Below are 21,864 nucleotides of genomic sequence, written 5' to 3' on the forward strand. Positions count from 1 at the left end.
CCTCCAACGTTTTAAAACGTTGGAGGATTTTTTAGCTTCGTAAGTAAATTATTAGTTGGAAATTATTGCTTAGCCATGAAGGCTTTTAGTTGTTCAGGAGTAGGGTAACCATCATTATCGCCAGGAGCTTGGACAGCTAGGCAACCAACGGCATTAGCGCGAGCTACAGCTTCTTTAAATGGTAAGCCTTCTAAAATCCCTGTGATTAGACCAACTGCAAAGCCATCACCGGCTCCGACTGTGTCTACTACTTCATCAGCTTTATAACCAGAAACTGAATAGCTGTTGCCGTCTTTAGTCTTAACGTAGGCCCCATCTTCACCGGTTTTCACTACAACCGTGTGGGTAATTTCGCTTTGGTTAAGGTAAAAATCAGCAATTTTTTCAGGATCACGGCTGCCCATTAAAATTTCACCTTCGTTAATACCAGGCAGAATAATTTGAGCTTGAGCGGCAAAACTATTGATAGTGGTAATCATTTCATCTTGAGATGCCCAAAGTTGAGGTCGTAAATTGGGATCAAAAGTAGTAGTAATGTGGTAACGATTAACTAATTCAATAAGGTACTGGAAGGCCTCCTTAGCTTGCTCTGAAATGGCTGGGAAGATTCCTGAAAGGTGAACTAGCTTGATGTGAGAAAAGTCGACTTTATCCAAGGTGCTCTTTAAGAAGTGGGCAGCAGCAGAACCCTTTCTAAAGTAGAAAATACCGGGATCGCCGTGGGTCACACGTTGTTTTAATTGAAAGGCTGTCCAGTAATCTGGTGTGGTTTCAATATGTTCAGTGCCAATATTATTTTCGCGGAGTTGATCCGTAATAAATTCCCCAAAGGGATCTTGACCTAGTCTAGTTAGGTATTCAGCATCGTGACCCAAGCGAGAAACGCCAACGGCTACGTTGACTTCCGCTCCAGCCAAGTATTTGTGGAAACTAGTTGCTTGAGCTAAAGACATGTCCGCATCTTCTGATGCAAATAAAGAAATGGGTTCGCCAATTGTTAAAAATTCACTCATGATTTTTTCCTCCAATGATTATCCGAATAGTAAGAAAACAACAATTTCATTAATAATAGCAACGATCCAAGCTACCGGTACCCCGGTTTTTAAGTAGGTTTTATTATCTAGCTTAGAGTAGCTCAGGGCCCACACGTTCCATGATTGGGTAACATCCGTTGAAACGGCAAGCAAAGTTGGTACGTAAAGCAAAGGTAGTAAGAACCAAGGTGAGAAGAGGTGTAAGCCGGCTAAAACTGAAGCAGTGGCGGCTCCGGCTCCCCAAACATGTAATGGTCCTCTAAATAGTGCTAATGGTGCTAAGATACCAAAAATTAAACACAGAACTAAGGTGCTGTGCGGAATAATAAACTTAAAGATATCCGCGAACCGGGCTGCATTTTTGGTTGCAGCAGCTGAAAACATTACGATGGCCATTAAAAACATAATTAAGCCGGCAATATCTGAGATGGCTTTTTGAATTGTGGCTCCAATAAACTCACTAGCGTTTTTAAAGTTCTTGAATTCGCCAGTCATTAGCATGGCTAGTAGGGTTGAGATTAAGAGCGAAGGAATTGCATCCCATTTGAAAACCATGTTTAACAATACTGGCACAATCGGAATGATGTAGGTTAAGTGAGAAACTTTTTTGGCCGGAGTGACGTCACTATCAGGACTATCAAATTCAGCAATGGCATCGTTACCTAATTGATTATTTTGCCGAATTTTCTTGGCGTTTAACAGCAATAAGATAATGACCGCTACCATTTGGATGGCAGCTCCGATCCAACCGAATTTTAAGTAACGATCGCCATATGTTACTTCTGGGAAGAATGCTTTGATTTGATTAAATAATACCACGTTGACGTACATTGCGGCTCCGATTGAAAGGGTAAATGCAGTAACTGCAATATTTCTAGGAACCCCAATTGCGAACATAATTGGCAATAAAATTACCCCGATAGCAATCGCTGAGCCAACGCCGTAAGCACTAATAAAGATAAAAGCAGTAACTAAACAAATTAAAATGGCAGCGATAATTGGTGATTTTTTCCCAACGTTACGGGTGTCGTTACTAATACTGGTAGCAATGCCGCTATCAACTAATACCCGACCGAACCAAGACCCAAAAACAATATAAATAATGGTGGGGCCGTAGTCTAACGCTGGTTGAGCAAAAATATCGTTGATGGCTTCATTGAAAGGTACCATTCCAATTATGGCCCATAATACCGCCATTACGAAGAAACCAATCATTAGGTTTCCCCCTTTAACGGCGTAAATAACAAAACCAACAAAGGTAAGTAAAAGTAAAATACCGATGACTACGTTTAACATTTAAATCCCCCCTAATCGGCTAGTGCAGCTTCGACCTTTTCAATTCCGGCCTTAACGATTGCGTCACTGTCACTAGGATATTCAATAGCGATAGGAAGGTCTTTAGGCAAAATGTTAAGAACTTTATGCCAGTCTAATTCTCCATCGTCTAATGGAGTTACTGCTGGTTTACCATCTGTAACTTGAACGTCCTTTAAATGAATATAGCGGGTAAACTCGCCTAATTTTTGAGCGGCGGTTATTTCATTTTCACCAACGTAACGCCAGTTACCCAGATCATAAACGTATCCTAAGTCGATTTGGTTATCTTTAACGGCTTGGAGAAAGTTTTGGAGTGGGGCAATAGTTCCACTAACTTGGGTTTGGTCGTTTTCAACGTTAACTTGAATGCCAGTAGAAACGATTGGAGCTAAAGTGGCTTTTAAGTCGCCATGGAAATTAGCATAGTCACCAGTATTGAATTTAATGGCGGTGATTCCCATTTTAGTTCCTTCAGCTAGGTATTTAGGAAGTTGGTCGTTTAACTTACCATTCACAAACACTTCATCTGGCACGCTATAAAAAACTGTCAAATTCAATTTTTGACTATTGGCTTTAATGTTAGCAAGCTCCTGGTCAAAATCGGTAATGTATTCTCGACGGACTTCGACACCAGTTGCACCTAAGTTAGCGATTCTTTCAAAGAGAGATGCCTGAGCAACACCGCTTTGAAGTTCTTTTTGAAATTCTAGTGTGTTAACAACGATGGGTTGATTCATGTTATTGCCTCCTGAATAATTAGTTTGGGAACCGATTTCGGGAACCGGTTTACAAAAGTAATAGTAATCGCTTACAATTGAAATGTCAACTAGTTTTAAAAACAAAATAAAACCTGAGCAATGTCATTAACTGACAATCCTCAGGTTGAAAGAAGTTATTAAAGTGAATCTTTGGTAATTAAATGGGCAGTAATAATATGCTTTTTCAAATCTGGATAACTATCCGGATCATTTAAAGCATCAATGATAATTTGTGCGCTGGTATTCCCGATTTTGATAGGATCTTGGTCGATAGTGGTAATTCCGTTACCAATTAATTGTGTCCAGTTCCATCCGTCATAACTACAAATTCCGATGTCTTGAGGAAACTTAATCTTTAGTTTCATTAAGGTAGCTAAGACTTGGGATAACACCATGCTATTGGTAGTGAATAAAACGGTTTTTAATTTAGAGGTAGCGAGAGAATTGCGTAGGTAATCTTTTAAATCCAAATTAGGATTTAATTCCACTAACTCATCTATTAACTGGTTGGCGGAGGCAACTTCTTTAATTGCCTGGTAACGTAATTCTCGCGTAGAAGTTTCGTGAACCGGGTTGGTAATGGTGATAACGCGTTGGTATTTGCGTTCTACCATAAGGCGGCCAAGTTCTTTAGTAATCTTATAATTGTCCGAAGTAACCGTAGGCCAGAGTAATTGGTTGACTTGACGATCTACTAACACTAATGGAATATTAGCATCCTTGATGAACTGATAGTCAGAGGCATTTCTACTAACTGGTTGGAGGATAATGCCGTCGACTTGTTGTCTAATTAAGCTTTCTAGTTGTTGACGTTCTAATTCTAAACTATTAGCAGAATCAGTAATTAACATTTGATAATTATTGTCGCGCAAAATATTACCAATCCCTTTAAGAAGCTCGGAAGCATAGGTATTAGAAATATCGGCAATCTGAACTCCAATTTCCCTAGTAACTTTGGATTTTAATGACTGGGCGTGCCTATTGGGGTGATAATTAAGCTCCTTAACTACTTGTGTGATCTTTTCCTTGGTCTTCTGGGACATATGATCATAATCTTGATTTAAGAATCGAGACATCGTAGTCTTAGAGACTCCGGCAATTTTGGCAACGTCTGCGATGGTTGGCTGTTTCATGAATACTCCTTGGTGGATTAAAAATTGATTTTAAATTAGCATTTCTTGCAAAAAGAAATTGAAGATATGTAAAATAGGGATGCTAAGTTATAGCATAATACTTTACTAGGCTTTCTCCAAATATTCTTTTAGAACTACGGCCTGATTATCAACTTGATCTTTGGCACCGTAGAGCAAAATAACATCTTGAGTTTGTAGTTGCTTATTTACTTGGGCCACAAACTCAGTGGTGAAGGGGTTAGCTGCCAATTCAGTTAAATAGCGTTGCTTGAATTCGGCAAATAGTTGGGGATCATGATGAAACCACTCCCGCAATTCTTTAGAGGGGGCAATTTCTTTGGCCCACCAATCTAAAGCAGCATTGACTTTGGAGATACCACGGGGCCATAGACGGTCAACTAAGATACGATATCCGCTTAGATCAGCGGGCTTTGTATAAATTCGTTCTAATTTAATTTGCATATTAACACCTCTAATATTTAAGAAGGGACCAAATAACATGGATATCAATTCTGCTGGCATAGCATTTTTTCGGGACGGGACTACGGACCAAATTGCTCAAAAATTACTGGGCACCACGTTAAATTACAGAGATGCCACGGGGCAATTATTTAGTGGTTTAATTGTGGAAACCGAAGCTTATTTAGGTGAACAAGATTCAGCTGCTCATGCGTTTAAGGGGCGGCATACAGCGGCTAATGATCCACTATATGGACCAGCAGGTACTATTTATATTTATTCTATTTACGGACACTACTTGTTTGATGTGGCTACTCAAGAAGCAGGGGTGCCACAAGGGGTTTTAATTCGGGCCATTCAGCCGATAGCTGGCTTAGAACAGATGCAAATGAACCGGCACCAAACTGGTTATAATTTAACCAACGGTCCTGGTAAAGTGATGGCGGCGTTTGGAATCCATGATTTAAACTTAAACGGCCAGTTAGCTCAACAGCCACCACTTTGGATTGATTATAGTCACCCCCGACAACCACAAACGATTGTGGCCAGTGCGCGAATTGGAGTAGAAAATCAAGGCGATTGGGCCAGTAAACCATACCGTTTTTCTAGTGGGCGGCAATCCCTACGTTTCTAAAATCAGAAAACGGGAGATTGATTCAATCAATTTGGGATGGCAAGACTAATTGTAGCGGTGGGCCACTTTGGCAGATACCGCACTAGCGATCGCGCCGATTAAATCGTCAATGAAGGTGTTAATAACGTCTTCATCCTTATCCTCGTCTAGTTGTTTGATAATGCCGACTTTATCGCGGTCGATGTAGCCATAATTAGTTACCCCGATGGTACCGTAAATGTTGGCAATATTTAGAGCCAAGCCTTCGTCTACCCCAAAAACACCAGAGTCATTTTGAATGATGGCTTCTAGTGGCTGACTGAGCTGACCTTCAGAAGTTAGGCGATCTAATTCCAACCCAACCATGGCATTGTTTAATACTTCTCGTTTATGCAAAACGTCGATGGTATCTTTTTCTACTTCTTTAATATCTAAATCGTCAATAAAAACACTTTGCATTTGGTAGGCGATTTTAGCAATATCCTTATAGGAAATCCCTTTAGCAGCAAACGCTTTAATAACGTAGTCGTATGCAGCAGTATCTGGGTATTTAAATTGTTTGTTATTCAAATTAATCACATCCTTAGTTAAATTCATTATACAAAAAAACGTGAAGCAATTCTTGCCTCGCGTTTTTTACTTTTACAATAGGTATTTGGCATCTAAAACGGGATCTTGAGAAGTCAAAATCTTAGGACCGTCTTTAGTGATGGCGATAGTATGTTCATATTGTGATGATGGGGTACCATCAGCAGAAACATAGTAAGTCCAGTCGTCTTCGGCATCGTAACGATCGGCAATTTCCCAAGTGCCGATATTAATCATAGGTTCAATAGTGATCGTCATGCCTTCGCGTAACCGAGGGCCTTTACCAGCAATTCCGTACCCCGGAACGTTAGGGGCTTCATGCATGGTAGGTTGAATTCCATGACCGATTAATTCGCGAACATCACCATAGCCGTGTTCATCTTCAACGTATTTTTGAATGGCAGCTCCAATGTCACCAATCCGGTTACCGATCACGGCCTGATCAATTCCTAAATAAAGGGATTTTTTAGTTACGTCCATCAAGTTTTGGATTTCAGGAGCCACTTTGCCGACAGCGTAAGAAGAGCAGGCGTCACTCATATAGCCGTTAAAGTTAACGGTGGTATCCACTTTAACAATATCGCCTTCGCGAAGTTTAAGACCCTTACGGGGAATTCCATGAGCTACTTCGTCATTAATGGAGATGTTGGTGGCAAATTTATAACCATCGAAGCCTAAATCAGCAGGAATCGCTCCGTGACTTTCAATGTAATCACGAGTAAAAGTTTCGATATCCCAAGTGTCGTATCCGGGAACAATAATGTCTTGTAGCTCGCGCAAAGCACCAGCTAAAATGGCTCCGGATTCAGCCATTTTTTTGATTTCTCTATCTGATTTTAAAGTAATCAATAGTTTATCCTTTCTGTTGCTGTTAATAAATTGAGGTCAACTAATGTTAGTTAGTTTGATCGATAATGCCCTTTTGGAGAGCTTCGAGAATTAGCTTAACTTCTGAAATTTTAGAATCTACTAAGTATTCCATGGTTTTGTTTTGCTTTTCCTTGGCCTCCTGCAATTGACCATCTAAAAATTCTAGTTGGTCATGAAGGTATTCAGTCAGTTTCATACTTACACCGTTTCCTTCCCGTTAGTATCACCAACCATTATAGCTCAATGTGGGTAATTTAGCATTAGGGAATCCCTGATAGGTTTTTAGAAGCAAATAAAAAAGGTCATGATTCTGTTGAGAACCATAACCTTGAATAATGACTACCAAATAGTTACTCGTTTGTCGGGAGCTAAATACATTCCATCAGTTTCAGTAACGTTAAAAGTAGTGTAAAAATCAGCTAAATTTTTAACTTGAACGTTGGCGCGTAATTCTGCTGGCGCATGGACGTCAATGTTCAAAAGCAGTTGTTGATATTCTTTAGTAGCTTTGGTGCGCCAAACTCGAGCCCAGTTAGTAAAGAACGCTGTTAAATCGTAGTCGGCCTCGTTTTTAGCTGCTTCTTCAGCACAGCTTAACCCACCAGCATCGGCAATGTTTTCTGAAACAGTTAGTTTACCGTTCACTTTGCCGCCGGCAAATGGGAGACCGTCGAACTCTTGAATCATCTGATCGGCTAATTTTTGAAAGTGTTCATGATCTTCCTTGGTCCACCAGTTATTTAGGTTACCATGTTCATCGAAGAGGGCCCCGTTGTTATCAAACGCGTGTGAAATTTCGTGCGCAATCACGGCCCCAATTCCACCGTAATTTTGGCTGCTAGATTGGTCTAAGCTATAAAATGGTGCTTGTAAGATCGCAGCGGGGAAGACAATGATGTTTTTAAATGGATGGTAATAAGCATTGACGGTGCTAGCACTCATTTCCCAACGAGAACGGTCCACTGGCTTGCCTAGTCGAGCATAGTTATCTAAGCGACTAATTTCAGAAATTTGCCGGATATTTTGCATCAAACTGCCACCATTTTCAGCGGTGGTAATTTTGAATTTGTATTCTAGTTGATCGATATGATCAGGGAAGCCAACTTGGAGTTCCAAAGTATCTAACTTCAAAATAGCTTTTTGCCGAGTAGCTTCGCCCAGCCATTGATTAGTACTTAACCGGTTTTTATAAACCGCGATCATTTGTTTAACCATGTGTTCTACATCGGCCTTGGCTTTATCACCGAAGTATTTGTGGGCGTAAAAGTCACCAACGGTTTGGCCAAAGACCCCACTAGCTAGGTAAAAGGCTGATTTTGGTTGGCTAGTAGTGGCTTTGCGCCCTGAGAGGGTCCGACTAAACGTTGAGCCGGTTTGCCGAAATTCTTCTGATAGATAACTAGAGTAGGCGTTAATGGTTTTGACTAACATCCAGTTCTTCATGTCATCGAAAGTTTCTAAGTTCATAATCCCAGCTAAAGCTTGATAATAAGCAGGTTCAGTAACAATAATTTGTTCAGGGACTTGGTCGAATAAATCTTTAGCTAATGCGGTTAGATCTAATTCACTAGTGCTTTGAGCAAATTCACTGAATGGCATTGGGTTGTACATCTTACTATAATCAGCAGATTCTTCCGCTGACTTAACGTGCGGCGCAATGTTTTCGTCAAAGCGAATAGCTGACTTAACGATAGCTTCTGCTTCAGCACTACTATAATCAGCCATTACTAATAGTTGTTGGGTCATGTTGCTAAAGACGGTTAGTAATTGATCTTTAGCCGGATTATCCTTGGCGTAGTAAGTCTTATCAGGTAAAAATAACCCGGGAACGCCAGCAAATAATGCGTTGACGCTGGTGTTTTTCATGTCGGCATCCACGTCAAAATTAAATGGTAGTGGTAATCCCATCTTAACCCAGTTACTAAGCTGCGCGTTTAAGGCGGCCATATCTGGGAGGTCTTCGATTTGTTTTAGGAGAGGCTTTAATGGAGCGGCGCCATCTTGATCTCGCTTTTGGAAATTAGCAGCCAGGGCATACAATTTCAAAAATTCTGCCATGGGACCTTCTGCGTCAGTAGCGTGCTTTTGAAGATCGGCAAAGTCGGCCATTAATTCCTTATCGATATTGTCATTTAAATCCATAAAGCCGCCAGCAGAGGCGTGATCTGCAGGAATCGTTGCAGTTTTTAGCCACTCACCGTTAACGGCCTGGTATAAATCATCTTTAATCATTGAGTAATTGATTTGATCTTTAGTATCAGTCAAGTAATGACCCTCCTAATTAATAGTATTTAAGCTAGTATATGCCTTTAGCTAGGCTTTTAAAAGCAAAGTTAATTGTTGAATAAAAAAAGATAGCAAAGTTTAAAAAATACTTTGCTATCTTTAAATTAATTACTTGGTGATAAAAATATAGATTTTTTCTACTGAAACCGCGGTTTTAAAATTGACACCATTGCTATTAATGGTATGGGTTTGGGTAGAACTTTGGTTATTTTTTTGTTTTTTAACTTGGTTACCAAAATCTTTGAGGACTTTTTTAGCATCAGCCCCAGTACTATTGGCTAGTAAAGCTAGAGTGGTTCCAAAACTCTTTTGACCGGCTGTGGTCTTGAGTTGGCTGGTAGGAATAATGAGTCCCACGCTTAGGAGGGCATCGTTATCCACGTTAGTTCTGATTTGATAGTTATCAGTAGTAACGTTGGTTTTTAGCCCTTCACTAGTAGCGGGTAATTGTTGGTTTTTAACCTTTTGGGCAGCGGCTTTGCTAGCAGTAGCCATTTCGGCTTGTAATTGTTTGCCGGCAGCCACCAATTTTTGTTGTTCTTGCATTGCTTTTTGGGGATCTGATTTAGCTAACGCTTTTAATTTAGCGGCCGTACTTTTTTGAGTCTTTTGCGCTGCTTGGGCCTTGGTAATTAGACTCTTAGGTAAGTTAGCTTGGACTAATTGGGTATTGTACTTTTTAGCTACTTGCTTGTAGGATCCTAATTTATTTTGTGAACTTACAGTGATCTTCTTTTCTTGGCTTCCGGCCTTGATAGTGACGGTTTGTTTCTCTTGTTTAGCAGGAACCGTGAAGAAGAAGTTATCGGAATTAACCTTTACTGACTGAGTTTTACCATCGTCAATTTGGTACTTAACGGTGTTGGTGTCCTTAACCGTGCCTTTAACGGTAGCGGCCATGTTAGTGACGGGATAATTAGTTTTGGTAGTACTTAGTTTTTGGTTACCGCAACCGGTTAAAATTGCAGACAGTGCCAAAATGGGAATCAATAAACGAGATGCTTTCATAATATACACTTGCTCCATTAATTTAGTTAAAAGATACCATCTATACTATCATAAAATAAGGGTTAGAGCGTAATCATTTAAATTCCGTTTTGAAAAAGAAGGTGCTAAAATAAAGCCAAAGATAGAATGGAGGCGGAACTTATGTATGCAAATATTTTAGTACCGATCGACGGTAGTGAAAATGCAGAAAAAGCTGTCAAAGAGGCAATTGCTTTAGCTCAAGTACACAATTCTAAACTGCACGTAGTAATGGTTGCTACCGACCAACGTTATATTCAGTATGGAGTTACCTTGGGACAAGACGTGATGGACCAATTTGAAAAAGCTGCCGATAAAACCCTCCAAAAAGCCGCTGATGAAATTAAGGCGGCTGGAGTGGACGTAGAAACTCATTACGTGGTGGGAATTCCGAAGATTCAAATCGCTGAAAAACTACCAGAAACCCTTAAAACCGATTTGACGGTAATGGGTAAATCCGGAATGAGTGGAATTTCTAGAGCGTTCTTGGGATCAACGACCGAATACGTAGTTCGGCATTCTCAGGTCAACGTGTTAGTAGTAGAAAATTAAATTAATAATCAAGTGGGGTTGGTCTAGTACCAATCCTTTTTTTGTTTCTTAAGGTTTAGCTCTAGTCACTGCCATGATTAATGAAAGTGCTAAAATAATGACTATTAATTAAGAGAATAGAAAGCCGGCAGGTTATGAAAACTAACGGAATAAAGCAAATTAAATGGTATCGTTTTGGATTGATGGTGGTCCTATTATTGTTTAGCGTTTGGTTGGTGGGACACGACGATTTTTTATACTCTCAACCCATTGTGCAAATTCAAAAGGTTACTAACGGCCGTTCTACCAAGGTAAGCGATGAGTTTAATAACCAAGACCAACAACGAGTTCAAATATTAACTGGTAAAATTACTAATGGTAGGCAACGGGGAAAACAAGTCACGATTGAAAATACTTATTCTCAATCGAGGGCAATGGATCAGCGTTATCATGTGGGACAAAAAATATTTGTGGTTTTACATACTAAACCTAAACTAAAAGCGACTATTAAGGACGGCAAGCGAGACCAGGTCATTTGGTTACTAGTAGGGTTAGCCATGATGATTTTACTTATGACTTTGGGGAGAAGTGGGATTAGTGCGATTGCTAGCATGGCAATCAATACAGTTCTCTTTATTTTAGCATTACAGTTAAATAAACAAACTGACGGAGGCCAAGTGCTTCCAATTTTCATTACTTTAGCGGTAGTATTCGCCATTATTACGCTGGGATTAGTGATTGGGATCAACCGGCAAATGGTAGTTACGTTGCTGGCAGTAGTGGGAGCTACTGCGCTGGCAGTTATTATTAGTGAAATAGTGATCGCATTAACTGGGGCCCACGGAGTTTATTATGAGTCCATGGAGTACGTCACTCAACCGCCTAAACCGTTATTTTTAGCGGAGGTAATTATTGGGGTATTAGGGGCCGCTATGGATGTAGCTACTGATATTATTGCTTCATTGGTAGCTTTGAAACAGGAACGCCCCGAACTAAGTAAGCGAGCGTTATTCAACTCTGGCCGCCAAATTGGTCAAGCAATTATGGGACCACTAATTAATGTGCTCTTTTTTATTTTTATGGCGGAAACTTTACCAATGACCCTGATATATCTGCGTAATGGTAATACTTGGTCATATTCTTTTTCGATGAACATGTCGTTAGGGATGCTTTCAAGTTTAATCAGCGCGATTGGAATTGTTTTGACGGTACTATTGGCCAGTTTATTAGCCAGTTGGGGAATTAAAGTACCAGTGCGAAAGGAGCGGTCAAAATGGGAACAATAACGGGATTATGGTTGTTACTATTAATTTTGATGCTCGCGGTGGGTGGCAAACAAGGAATTAGTAGTTTTTTAAGTTTGTTAGTCAATTTTGGAATCTTGTTTTTTAGTATCGTCTTGATAGCATTTCAGTTTAATCCGCTCGCAGTGGGAATGGTTGCTAGTGTCGTCTTGTTAGCAATTACCATTTTTTGGAGTAGTGCTAGTGATGTGGCTTCAATGATGGCTTTTTGGTCATCGTTAATTGTGCTGGCCATTTTAATAGTTGTCATTGTAATCACCAGTAACTGGGCCGCTATTGGCGGCTTTGGGTTGGAAGATAGCGAAGAGTTAGAGGGCCTAACTACCTTAATCGGAATTAACTTTACCCAGGTCGCCATGGTAACTACCTTACTTAGTTCTCTGGGGGCGATTAGTGAGGCGGCTATTGCAATTGCTTCTGGGTTAGATGAAATTACTAGTCAGCACCCGCAAATTAGCGCTGCCAGTTTAACTAAGGATGGCATTCAAATTGGCCATCAAATTATCGGTACAGCTTTAAATACGTTATTTTTTGGCTTTTTTGGAAGTTCTTTAGCGTTATTTATTTGGTTAACGGGACTAGATTATTCTTTTGGTGAGATCATTAATGATAAAGTATTTGCGACGGAATTGATGGCCATTTTAATAGCCGTTCTGGGAGTTATTTTGGCTATTCCCATTACGGCCCAATTAATGAGTCGTCATTGGCGCAATATTATTGCCAACCAAAAAAAGGATTGAAATGATTATCATTTCAATCCTTTTTATTATTCAACGGTTACGTGGTTAGCATAGATCCATTGATCTTGACCGTTTACATTAATTCGGTAGTAAGATTTGGCTTTACCGTTTAAGTCGGTGATAGAAGCCATCTTGTTAGCAGTGAAAGTTTGACCAGCAATGCTACTTAAGTTAGTTACTTTTTTAGATAAATAACTGGAGTTAAAGACATGGTTTCTAGTACTATCGTTAATACCAGATTTAACGGTTACTTTAGCAGCAGTATCAGTGTAACCCACACTAGCAAACTTTAAAGCACCACTATATACCCAATAGCGTTTTGCTTTGGTGTTAGATGAGAAGCGGATACGGTACCACTTAGTATTGGCTTTTTTACCAACTTCATCAACGTAAACCTTGGTGTTAGTTTTAGCGTTTTTAGGCCACTTGTAACTCTTAACGTTAGCCCGACTATTCTTAACGTGATTATAAAGGGCGTAGCTGGACTTTTTATTACTTAACTTAGCGATTTCATTACCAGAACCAGCAGAGTAGGTAACTTTGTCATACTTAACGGTTTTTTTAGCGTTAGCATTAATGGTTCCGCCAGTTCCTTGAATTTCGTTATAGTAGTCTTTTACCAACGTATAGAATTGAGCCATGGTGTATTTAGCACCGAAATATTTTTTACCGGTAGCAGAGTAGTAAGCAACTGGATCACTGTGATCTGAACCCCCTAAGAATTTAGCTACTGAGTAGTGAGACCAAACGGTTCCTTTACCATCGTAAGCAGCATCATTAGGCTTCAAGTCGTACTTGTCCAAAATGTAGGCAGTGTAGTAAGCTGCGTTGGCAATTTCATGAGCAAAGGCACTCTTAGAATGAACTCGAACTTGTTCAAATTGAACGTAACGAGCATTAGCTGGATAACCAGCGCCCCATGAAAGGTAATCGGTATTAGCAATGTTTACAATTCGGCTAGCATCAACGAATGAGTGCACGAATGCGTTTTGGTAATTACGCTTCATAAAAGCCACTTCGTTAAATAAAGTGGAACTATTGTTGGCAGTTTCGTGAACTACAACCCCTTCAGGCTTACCCTTGCCACCCCGATATTTATTCTTAGGAAAACCATTCCATACGGATGAAGTTACTTGAGCATGTGAAATGTTGTTATTTTTAATGTAGTTATTAACTGCGCTAGAACTAGCATTGGCAGTTTGGCCGAATCCTAACATAGCAACAACGGCAACGCCTAAAGTAGCTAAACTAGTGATAATACTTCCCTTTTTCAATAGATGTTTCCTCCAGAAATGTCTTTTTAACTTTTTTAAATGAAAACTTAGTCGTTTTTTAAATACCTCTAACGAAAGCTATATTACGCAAATTAGATTGGAAAAACAAGCCATAAAAAAACCACTAATAGCTTAAAAGCGTTGCTACTAGTGGGGTTGAACGCAAAGGTGTCAAACATGTTAAATGTTGATAACAGATTGCAACATTTCTTCAATATTAGACTTAATTAACCGGTCCCTTTTTGTAAATTAAGTTTTTGTCGGCACTCTGGACATAAGCCATAGACTTCTAGATGACTATTAGTCACCTGGTAGTTAGTCTGTTGACGGGTTAATTGAGCTACTTGTTTGTTAATAGCACTGTATTCATCGGCAAATACATCGGTAATTTTACCGCAGTTTTCACAGATAGCATGAAAATGGGGCACGCCGAAGAAATCGTAATGAAGGCTGCCGTCCTTGTCGGTACTAGGTAGTTCAATGATGATATCGTTATCAATAAATAACTTTAGGGTGTTATAAACGGTGGCAACACTCAAATTAGGTAGTTGATCAGCAATTCCTTGGTAGATGGTTTCAACATCGGGGTGATTGTGGTGGGTAATTAGATAATTTAAAATGACTTCCCGTTGTGGAGTAATACGAATATTGCGGGATTTTAACTTAGCGATAACAGCGGCCAAGGTTTGAGCTGCAGATTCTTCGGTCATCAGGCGGGAGCCTCCTTTCAAAATAATCGAGTTTGTTTAGAATCATTCTAGTCTTTTTGAAATAATTTCGCAAATATTTCAGTTTTGGGTTACTAAATACTAGTGTACCTGCAGTTGCCAGGTTAATTCATCTGGACTAGTAAATCCCGTTTGCTTAAATATATTACTGAGTTCTAGGTTAACGGTATTTAATTTAACTTGAATAATTTTGGTTTCAAAATGGTCGGTGATGAAGGTCACGGTGCGACTAAAAATTTCACTAAAAGCGGCAGTGGAAATATCAGTGTACCAAAATGAAATGTCAGTGACTTCTTCATGGGGATTTTGGATACTGATAAAGCCTAAAAAACTAGGGTTATCTAGGGCAGCAAATCCCCAAGTTAGCTCTTGTTGAGCCATTACTTGGCGCATGGTCTGGTTAACAAACGCAACCACTTCTAAGGGCTGGTTAGGAATTGTTAAGTTAGTTTGAGCAGTAGGAGTTAAGCTAAACTCGTGGATGATTGCTTTGACCGGAAATTTAGTTAACCATTCCAACCGAAAATGGGGGGTTAAGACCGGATGAAGTTGTTCAAATGATGGCATAGGAATCCTTTCTCAGCTAAGTATTTTTGGTATCGTTTTCGCGTTAGCTGTGGCATAATGAAGTTGTTAATTAGCAATGGAGGCGAATAGTTTTGATTGAAAAATTTTTAATCGGTACATATACCCATTCTATTAGTAAAGGAATTTACCAACTGGAGCTAGATACGCAAGCCAAGCAATTGCAAAATTTGCAACTGGTTGCTGAAGCGACTAATCCAACTTATTTGGCTGAGTCTGACGCTCACCGAATCTATTCGGTTGATAAAGTCTTAGGGCCTAACGATGAAGCTCAAGGAGGAGTGTTGGTTTTAGATGATCAAATTCCGGCTAACCAGGTTGACCTACAATTAGATCCTGGTGCTAATCCGGCTTACTTGGCAATCGATGAAAAGCGACAATTAGTTTATACAGCCAACTACCATTTAGGTACGGTTAGTGTTTACCGAATTTTAGCTGATGGCCGCTTAGAATTAACCGATCGTAAAACCGATCAAGGAATGGTCGGTCCCCGGCCAGAACAAGCAGATGGGCCTCATCCTCACTTTGCCAACGTTACGCCTGATGGTCGCTTAGTGGTAGTTGATTTAGGGATCGACAAATTGTTCCTATACGACATCACCGCTGACGGTAAATTATCTTTAGTTTCCGAATTTGAAATGGAAAGTGGTTTTGGCCCCCGCCATATTACTTTTGACAACCAAAAGGGCGTCGCCTACTTAGTTGGTGAATTAAGTAGTAACTTGGCGGTCTTGGAATACAACGAAGAAGCAGCTACCTTTGCCGTTAAGCAAATTATCTCCACTATTCCTACTGATTGGACTGCCCATAATGGGGCAGCTGCAGTACGCATGTCTAGTGATGGTCGCTTTGTCTACGTTTCTAATCGAGGTAACAACACCATCGCCGTTTTTGAAACGGCTGCGGACGGAACGGTTACTTTGGTGCAACGAATTGCTACTGAAGGAGATTTTCCTCGAGACTTTAACTTTAATAGCGACGAACACTTTGTGATCGTTCCTCATCAAAATAGTGGCAACGCTAGTTTGTTTGAACGAGATGCTCAAACTGGTAAGCTAACCTTGATTCAAAAGGATTTTGCGGTTCCAGAAGGTATCTGTGTTGCTCCTAGAAAATAAATTAATTAAATAACCAGAAAGGCTATAGCTTTTCTGGTTATTTTTATTATATTACTTTTTGTTAGTAAAGCCACGCCAAAAATCTGTTAATTGCTGAGCCAGTTGGTTGCTATTTATAGTACGGCTAATTTGGGACCAATGCTTAGGAAATAAGCGCTGGTAACGGGGGGTATTGAACCGTTGATCCATTAATACCACTACGCCACCATCGGTTTCAGTGCGAATCAGGCGACCAACTGCCTGAGCCACGTTGTTAAATCCGGGTAATTGATAGGCATAGGCAAAACCATCGCCAACTTGTTCGTCAAAATAATCCCGCAATAGATTCGTTTCCGTGTTTAGTTGGGGTAAGCCCACCCCGACGATCCCGACGCCAATTAGTTGGGATCCCCGTAAATCAATTCCTTCTGAAAACAGTCCACCTAGTAATGCGAACCCGACTTTCGGTGTTTGGGTATCGCTAAAAGCGTCCAAAAATGCTTGGCGTTGTTCGTTACTCATAGCTGGGGTTTGCCGAATTATTTGTAGATTAGGGAACTGGTTAGCAAAAGTAGTGGCCACTTCGTCTAGGTATTTAAACGAGGGAAAAAAGATTAAGTAATTGCCAGATTTAGCTTGGACCATGGTGTTAATGGTGTCACAGATTTGGGGGATACTGTTAGGGCGGTTTTTATAGGTGGTTTGAATCTGGCTAGCGATAACTAAGCGTTGACGCTGACTATCAAACGGAGAGGGTAATGCTTGGACCCCGCTATTATCAGCAAGGCCAAAGAGGCGTTGATAGTAAGAAAGCGGACTCAACGTCGCGGAAAATAGAATAGCGCTGCGACCTAATGCTAGACTGTCGGCAATTTGGTCACTAGGATCTAAACAGATTTGGCGAAAACGGTACTGTTTGTCCCCGTAACTCACTTGAGTTTGGTATTTGTCAGGTTGGTAAAAGGTACTGATTAACTGGTATCGGCGGCAATTGAAGTAGTAGTCTAACAAAGCCTGCCAGTCAGATTCTCCATCCTGTTTAGGCAGCCAATCAGCCACCGCATCGATAAACTTAGCAACGGCTTTATTAAAATTAGGAACGTCAGCAGTTTGAAATAATTGGTGCTCGTCGCTTTCGCGGGCACTGCGCCCGTATTTACGAAATGCCCGTTTGAAGGCTTTTAGGGCCTTTATTAACGTTTGATTGTTACCCGGGGCATCATTTAACTGATTGATTAGGGGCCAAATGGGCGCTGAAGTGATTTCAGCAGAGTACATTTGCCGAGATCGTTTTACTAGGTTATGGGCTTCATCCACTAGAAAACAATTATTTTTATCTGGCACCGTAAAAAAGCGCTGTAAGTGAACTTGAGGATCAAATAAGTAGTTGTAGTCACAGGTAATTACGTCGCAAAATAGGCTGACATCAAGTGAGTATTCAAAAGGATCTACCATATGTTTGCGAGCGTATTGCTGAACGATCTCCCGGGTAATCAAAGTTTCGTGTTCAACAATGTCCATGATGGCGGGCCGGATGCGGTCATAATAACCGACCATGTAGGGATTATCTTCTGGGGCTAAGTCTGTCTCTTCTGGCAGGACAATCTTATCCTTAGCGGTTAAGGTGATGGCTTTAAGATTTAATCCGCGTTCAGTCATTAAGGTCAACGCCTGTTCGGCGACCCGTCTGGTACTTTGCTTGGCAGTCAAATAAAAGACCCGAGCAATTAGTTGTTCACCCATTGCTTTGACTGCTGGAAATAAAGTCGAGATGGTTTTCCCGGTTCCAGTAGGAGCCTCAACTAATAGTGGAATTTCTAACAAGATGGATTTATACGTTGAAACCGCTAGTTCGTGTTGGCCTTTGCGATAATGATCAAATGGAAATTGAAGCGCTTGAGCGGTTTGAACTCGATTAGTATTTAACTCTCGGCGTAATTTTAACCATTTTTGATATTCTGTGACTAACTCAGTAAAAAACTGTTGAACTTCTTCGTTAGTTAGTTTTTGTTGGGTAACGGTGGTAACTTCGTTCGGGGTTTGGACGTAGGTCAACTGGAGGGTGATATCAGTTGCTGGATGTTCAGCTAGGTACATGTAGGCGTAAACTTTGGCTTGAGCCCAGTAAAGGTTTAAGGTACCAACCGGCAGTTCCGCAAATAAAACATCCGAAGTTTTGATTTCTTCAATCAACGGGATGTCAGTGGCAGTATCGATGCCATCAGCTCGGCCACTAATTACGTATTGATCGTCGTAGTAATCAATGGTGGTGCTAAGGGCCACTTCTGCTTGGTAAGTTGCTGGCCAACTTTTTTGAATTTTACGGTGGATGCGACTCCCCGCTTGCATACTGTTATCGCTACCTGCGGCGACGTTGAGGTCCCCACTGCGAAACAGAAATTCCACGAGTTGTCTCACGCCAATTTGACTGAGCATGATTAAGACTCCTTTTTAGTTAGGCATCTATTATACTATAAAGTAAATACCAAAAAAGGGGACAGTTAAAAATGATGACGGCAGCTAAGTTACAAGACATTGTAACTATTTTTAAACAATATAATATTCAAATTGAGACCAATGAAATGCTGATTACTAAAATTAATCAACGAGAAGTTGAGTTTGACGCTAACAGCTATATGGTTGAACAATTGATCCAACTAATCACTCGTGTCCTGGCCGATGAAATTAATAAACAAGTTTGGGGCTTATTGAAGTGATTTTAGTTTACGTGGCTAAGTTAATCCCTTATCATTAATATTAATCTCATTGAATTAAGAAAGGTGAATGCAAAAATGACAAAAGAAGCACAGAAGGTTCCTCCGGATGAACAGTTATGGCGTTTATCAACGTCAGAACTAGAACAACAGTTTGAAACGAATTCAGAAAATGGATTGAGTTCCAAAGAAGCAGAACGACGGTTACGTCAAAACGGTCCCAATGAATTGGCAACGGTTAAGAAGAGCAAGTTGCTCCAATTCCTGCTCCAATTTAATAATGCGATTACCTATATTTTAATTGCGGCGGCAATTATCACGTTTGTGATGCGTCACTATTCCGATGCGGCCGTAATCGGGTTCGTAATCGTGGCCAACGCCATTATTGGTTACGTTCAAGAACGGCAAGCCGATAATGCCCTTAGCAAAATCCAAGATTTATTGGTTAGCCAAAACATTGTAGTGCGCGATGGCCATAAAATTGAAGTGGCGGCTAAGGATTTAGTAGTTGGTGATTTGGTTGATTTAGAGGCGGGGGACGCGGTGCCTGCCGATCTGCGGTTGATTGCCGCTGATAACCTCCGAATTCAAGAATCCACGCTGACTGGTGAAAGTAATTCTGTGGAAAAGGGCGAAGATCCCATTGATGCTGATAAGGTAGCGTTAGCCGAGCGAGCTAACATGGCTTACGCCTCTACCGCCGTGACTCAGGGTTCTGCGATGGGAATCGTTGTTAAAACTGGGACGGATACGGAAATCGGCTCAATCCAACAAGACGTTTCAGACGTGAAGGAACAAGTTACCCCATTGATGAAAAACTTAAACCGACTGGGGGTTAATTTGTCATTATTTATCGTGGTAGTAGCGGTAGTTCTGTTTATCGCCGGGTTATTTACTAAGATCTATAGTTTACCGACGTTAACGATCGCTATCATCACTATGGTAGTTGGTTCCATTCCTGAAGGATTGCCAGCTTCTACTTCGGTAGTATTAGCCCGTGGGGTTCAAACCATGACCAAGAAAGGGGCCATCGTTAAGAACTTACCAGCGGTGGAAACTTTGGGGGCCGTGGATATTGTTGATACTGACAAAACCGGGACGTTAACTAAAAACGAAATGACGGTTACCGATGTGGTTACCGCTAAACATCACTATACCGTTAGCGGTGTGGGCTTTGCGACCAATACCGGAAATGTTGCCGGTGAAGTGTTATTAGCTGGTCAACCAACTGATTGGCGGACTGATAGTGACTTTAGCGAACTAGTTGAAATTGCTGGCTTAACCAGTGATGCTGAACTAGTGCAACAAGACGACCAGTGGAGTATTACCGGTGAACCAACCGATGGGGCGTTAACGACGCTGTACCATAAGTTAGAAGGGCATGCTCCTGATATTAACGAAATTGATTCCTTACCGTTTGATTCGGCTTACCGCTATAGTGCGCGGTTAGTTGACGTTGATGGTCAACGCGAATTAATGGTCAAAGGGGCTCCGGATACCATTTTTGAAATGGTTAAAAAAGCCGATGCTAGCTTTGACGTTGCCGGTTGGCAAGCCAAGGTGAAAGAATTAAGTAGTAAAGGTTTGCGGGTGGTAGCGTTAGGCTCTGTTCCGGTCAAACAAATCGACGAAATTAATCCGGACGAAATTAGCGCTGCAATCCGGCTTAGCGGGGTAGTCGGTATCATCGATCCACCACGTGAAGAGGTAATTCCGGCAATTGCTAACTTACGGCGAGCTGGGGTTCAAGTTAACATGATTACTGGTGATCATCCTGATACGGCTACCGCAATTGCTAAACAATTGGGCTTAGCGGAATCAATTCATGCTATTACCGGACCTGAAATCGACGAACTATCTGATGAAGAGCTAACCAAAGTAATTGGTAAGTACAACGTCTTTGCCAGAACCACTCCAGCCAATAAGTTACGAATTGTGCGAGCTCAACAAGCTAACGCTAAAATCGTTGCGATGACTGGTGATGGGGTTAACGATGCGGCCGCCTTGAAGCAAGCTAACATCGGAATTGCCATGGGGATTAAAGGAACAGAAGTGGCGAAGGAAGCTGCTAACATGGTATTGGTTAATGATAGTTTTACTACCATCGTGGATGCCGTGGCAGAAGGTCGACACGTCTTTGATAACATTCAAAAAACTATTCGTTTCTTACTGCCAACCAGTTTTGCTGAAGGGTTAGTAGTCTTAATTAGTATGATTATGGGGCAAGAATTACCATTATTCCCAACCCAATTGCTGTGGATTAATACCGTTTCGGCGTTGACGATTCAGTTTGCCTTTATTTTCGAGCCGGCTGAAAATTCGATCATGATACGGGGACCACGAGACGTTACGAAGGGGATTTTGAGTAAATTCGACGTGGTAGAAATTACCTATGTCTCAATTCTAATTGCGTCATTAGGGATTTTCACCTTCGACCGCTTCGTCAATGCTGGAGTCTTAACACCAGTATTAGCAAGTACCATGACCGTTAACATTATTATCTTTGGTAAGATTTTCTACTTGTTTAACATTCGCAACTCGTACCCTATTTTCTCAAAGCATTTCTTTGAAAATAAGGCTGCGTTTGTGATTATTGCGATTCTGATTGCCTTGCAGGCCTTCTTGATCTACGTACCATTTATGCAAGAGATCTTCCATACTTCTAACGTTAATTTCTACTACGGTTGGTGGGTACCAACTGTGTGTGGCTTAATCGTCTTAGCAGTCACCGAAGTAGTCAAATTAACTCGGTTACACATTGCTAAATTACGAGTTAAAAAGAATAAATTAGGGGCATAATTAATGCC

The 21,864-nt window shown here is 40.8% G+C and carries 21 protein-coding genes; 7 read left to right on the forward strand and 14 right to left on the reverse strand.

All coding sequences use genetic code 11. The features are described 5' to 3' along the window. Window positions 1-62: 62 nt before the first annotated feature. The 5 genes from OXT66_RS02625 to OXT66_RS02645 form a co-directional block, all read right to left on the reverse strand. On the reverse strand, window positions 63-1,013 hold the full coding sequence (locus OXT66_RS02625) for a sugar kinase (RefSeq protein ID WP_268595527.1): 951 nt from the start codon (window positions 1,011-1,013) through the stop codon (window positions 63-65). A gap of 18 nt (window positions 1,014-1,031) precedes the next feature. Next, a complete protein-coding gene (locus OXT66_RS02630) occupies window positions 1,032-2,330 on the reverse strand; it encodes a hypothetical protein (protein WP_056978745.1) in 1,299 nt (432 codons plus the stop codon). Between the two features lie 11 nt (window positions 2,331-2,341). Further along, a complete protein-coding gene (locus OXT66_RS02635; protein WP_268595528.1) occupies window positions 2,342-3,088 on the reverse strand; it encodes a sugar phosphate isomerase/epimerase family protein in 747 nt (248 codons plus the stop codon). A gap of 158 nt (window positions 3,089-3,246) precedes the next feature. Then, complete coding sequence (locus OXT66_RS02640) at window positions 3,247-4,242, reverse strand: LacI family DNA-binding transcriptional regulator (RefSeq protein WP_268595529.1); 996 nt, start codon at window positions 4,240-4,242, stop codon at window positions 3,247-3,249. Window positions 4,243-4,347: 105 nt separating this feature from the next. Continuing rightward, the gene (locus OXT66_RS02645; RefSeq protein ID WP_268595530.1) at window positions 4,348-4,704 is read right to left on the reverse strand and encodes a DUF488 domain-containing protein; all 357 of its coding nucleotides are present in this window, start codon (window positions 4,702-4,704) and stop codon (window positions 4,348-4,350) included. 37 nt (window positions 4,705-4,741) lie between these two features. On the opposite strand from OXT66_RS02645, the gene OXT66_RS02650 reads away from it, so the two are divergent. After that, on the forward strand, window positions 4,742-5,335 hold the full coding sequence (locus tag OXT66_RS02650; protein WP_327058992.1) for a DNA-3-methyladenine glycosylase: 594 nt from the start codon (window positions 4,742-4,744) through the stop codon (window positions 5,333-5,335). Window positions 5,336-5,380: 45 nt separating this feature from the next. Here OXT66_RS02650 and OXT66_RS02655 read toward each other — a convergent pair whose 3' ends face one another. The 5 genes from OXT66_RS02655 to OXT66_RS02675 form a co-directional block, all read right to left on the reverse strand. Next, window positions 5,381-5,884, reverse strand: a complete 504-nt coding sequence (locus OXT66_RS02655; RefSeq protein ID WP_268595531.1) for a phosphatidylglycerophosphatase A — start codon at window positions 5,882-5,884, stop codon at window positions 5,381-5,383. 72 nt (window positions 5,885-5,956) lie between these two features. Beyond that, entirely contained in the window at window positions 5,957-6,751 is a 795-nt protein-coding gene (map, locus tag OXT66_RS02660) for a type I methionyl aminopeptidase (RefSeq protein WP_268595532.1), read from the reverse strand. A gap of 46 nt (window positions 6,752-6,797) precedes the next feature. Beyond that, window positions 6,798-6,968, reverse strand: coding sequence for a hypothetical protein (locus OXT66_RS02665; RefSeq protein WP_268595533.1), 171 nt, complete (start codon window positions 6,966-6,968; stop codon window positions 6,798-6,800). Between the two features lie 143 nt (window positions 6,969-7,111). Continuing rightward, window positions 7,112-9,004, reverse strand: coding sequence for a M13 family metallopeptidase (locus OXT66_RS02670; protein ID WP_268595907.1), 1,893 nt, complete (start codon window positions 9,002-9,004; stop codon window positions 7,112-7,114). Between the two features lie 162 nt (window positions 9,005-9,166). Continuing rightward, window positions 9,167-10,066, reverse strand: coding sequence for a hypothetical protein (locus tag OXT66_RS02675; RefSeq protein WP_268595534.1), 900 nt, complete (start codon window positions 10,064-10,066; stop codon window positions 9,167-9,169). Between the two features lie 141 nt (window positions 10,067-10,207). Here OXT66_RS02675 and OXT66_RS02680 point away from each other — a divergent pair, with 141 nt between their 5' ends. From OXT66_RS02680 to OXT66_RS02690, 3 genes are all read left to right on the forward strand, one after another. Further along, window positions 10,208-10,636, forward strand: a complete 429-nt coding sequence (locus tag OXT66_RS02680) for a universal stress protein (RefSeq protein ID WP_268595535.1) — start codon at window positions 10,208-10,210, stop codon at window positions 10,634-10,636. Between the two features lie 134 nt (window positions 10,637-10,770). Beyond that, entirely contained in the window at window positions 10,771-11,901 is a 1,131-nt protein-coding gene (locus tag OXT66_RS02685) for a YibE/F family protein (RefSeq protein ID WP_268595536.1), read from the forward strand. After that, window positions 11,889-12,659, forward strand: a complete 771-nt coding sequence (locus tag OXT66_RS02690; protein WP_268595537.1) for a YibE/F family protein — start codon at window positions 11,889-11,891, stop codon at window positions 12,657-12,659. Before OXT66_RS02685 ends, OXT66_RS02690 begins: the two co-directional genes overlap by 13 nt. A 26-nt stretch (window positions 12,660-12,685) precedes the next feature. Here the strand turns inward: OXT66_RS02690 and OXT66_RS02695 are convergent, their stop codons facing one another. From OXT66_RS02695 to OXT66_RS02705, 3 genes are all read right to left on the reverse strand, one after another. Further along, entirely contained in the window at window positions 12,686-13,933 is a 1,248-nt protein-coding gene (locus tag OXT66_RS02695; RefSeq protein WP_268595538.1) for an N-acetylmuramoyl-L-alanine amidase family protein, read from the reverse strand. Between the two features lie 227 nt (window positions 13,934-14,160). Then, window positions 14,161-14,643 (reverse strand): Fur family transcriptional regulator, encoded by a 483-nt coding sequence (locus OXT66_RS02700; RefSeq protein WP_268595539.1) that lies wholly within the window; start codon window positions 14,641-14,643, stop codon window positions 14,161-14,163. A gap of 99 nt (window positions 14,644-14,742) precedes the next feature. Beyond that, on the reverse strand, window positions 14,743-15,228 hold the full coding sequence (locus OXT66_RS02705) for a hypothetical protein (RefSeq protein WP_268595540.1): 486 nt from the start codon (window positions 15,226-15,228) through the stop codon (window positions 14,743-14,745). Window positions 15,229-15,320: 92 nt separating this feature from the next. On the opposite strand from OXT66_RS02705, the gene OXT66_RS02710 reads away from it, so the two are divergent. Then, a complete protein-coding gene (locus OXT66_RS02710; protein ID WP_268595541.1) occupies window positions 15,321-16,364 on the forward strand; it encodes a lactonase family protein in 1,044 nt (347 codons plus the stop codon). 51 nt (window positions 16,365-16,415) lie between these two features. Here the strand turns inward: OXT66_RS02710 and OXT66_RS02715 are convergent, their stop codons facing one another. Next, window positions 16,416-18,782 carry an ATP-dependent DNA helicase gene (locus tag OXT66_RS02715; RefSeq protein WP_419146374.1) on the reverse strand — a complete coding sequence of 789 codons (2,367 nt, stop codon included), beginning with the start codon at window positions 18,780-18,782 and terminating at the stop codon, window positions 16,416-16,418. Window positions 18,783-18,850: 68 nt separating this feature from the next. Here OXT66_RS02715 and OXT66_RS02720 point away from each other — a divergent pair, with 68 nt between their 5' ends. Both OXT66_RS02720 and OXT66_RS02725 read left to right on the forward strand, forming a co-directional pair. Then, complete coding sequence (locus OXT66_RS02720) at window positions 18,851-19,060, forward strand: hypothetical protein (RefSeq protein ID WP_056978715.1); 210 nt, start codon at window positions 18,851-18,853, stop codon at window positions 19,058-19,060. Window positions 19,061-19,135: 75 nt separating this feature from the next. Further along, window positions 19,136-21,856, forward strand: coding sequence for an HAD-IC family P-type ATPase (locus OXT66_RS02725; RefSeq protein ID WP_268595543.1), 2,721 nt, complete (start codon window positions 19,136-19,138; stop codon window positions 21,854-21,856). Window positions 21,857-21,864 lie beyond the last annotated feature (8 nt).

This window comes from Lentilactobacillus senioris, from assembly GCF_026798195.1.
GTDB classification, from domain to species: Bacteria; Bacillota; Bacilli; order Lactobacillales; family Lactobacillaceae; genus Lentilactobacillus; species Lentilactobacillus senioris_A.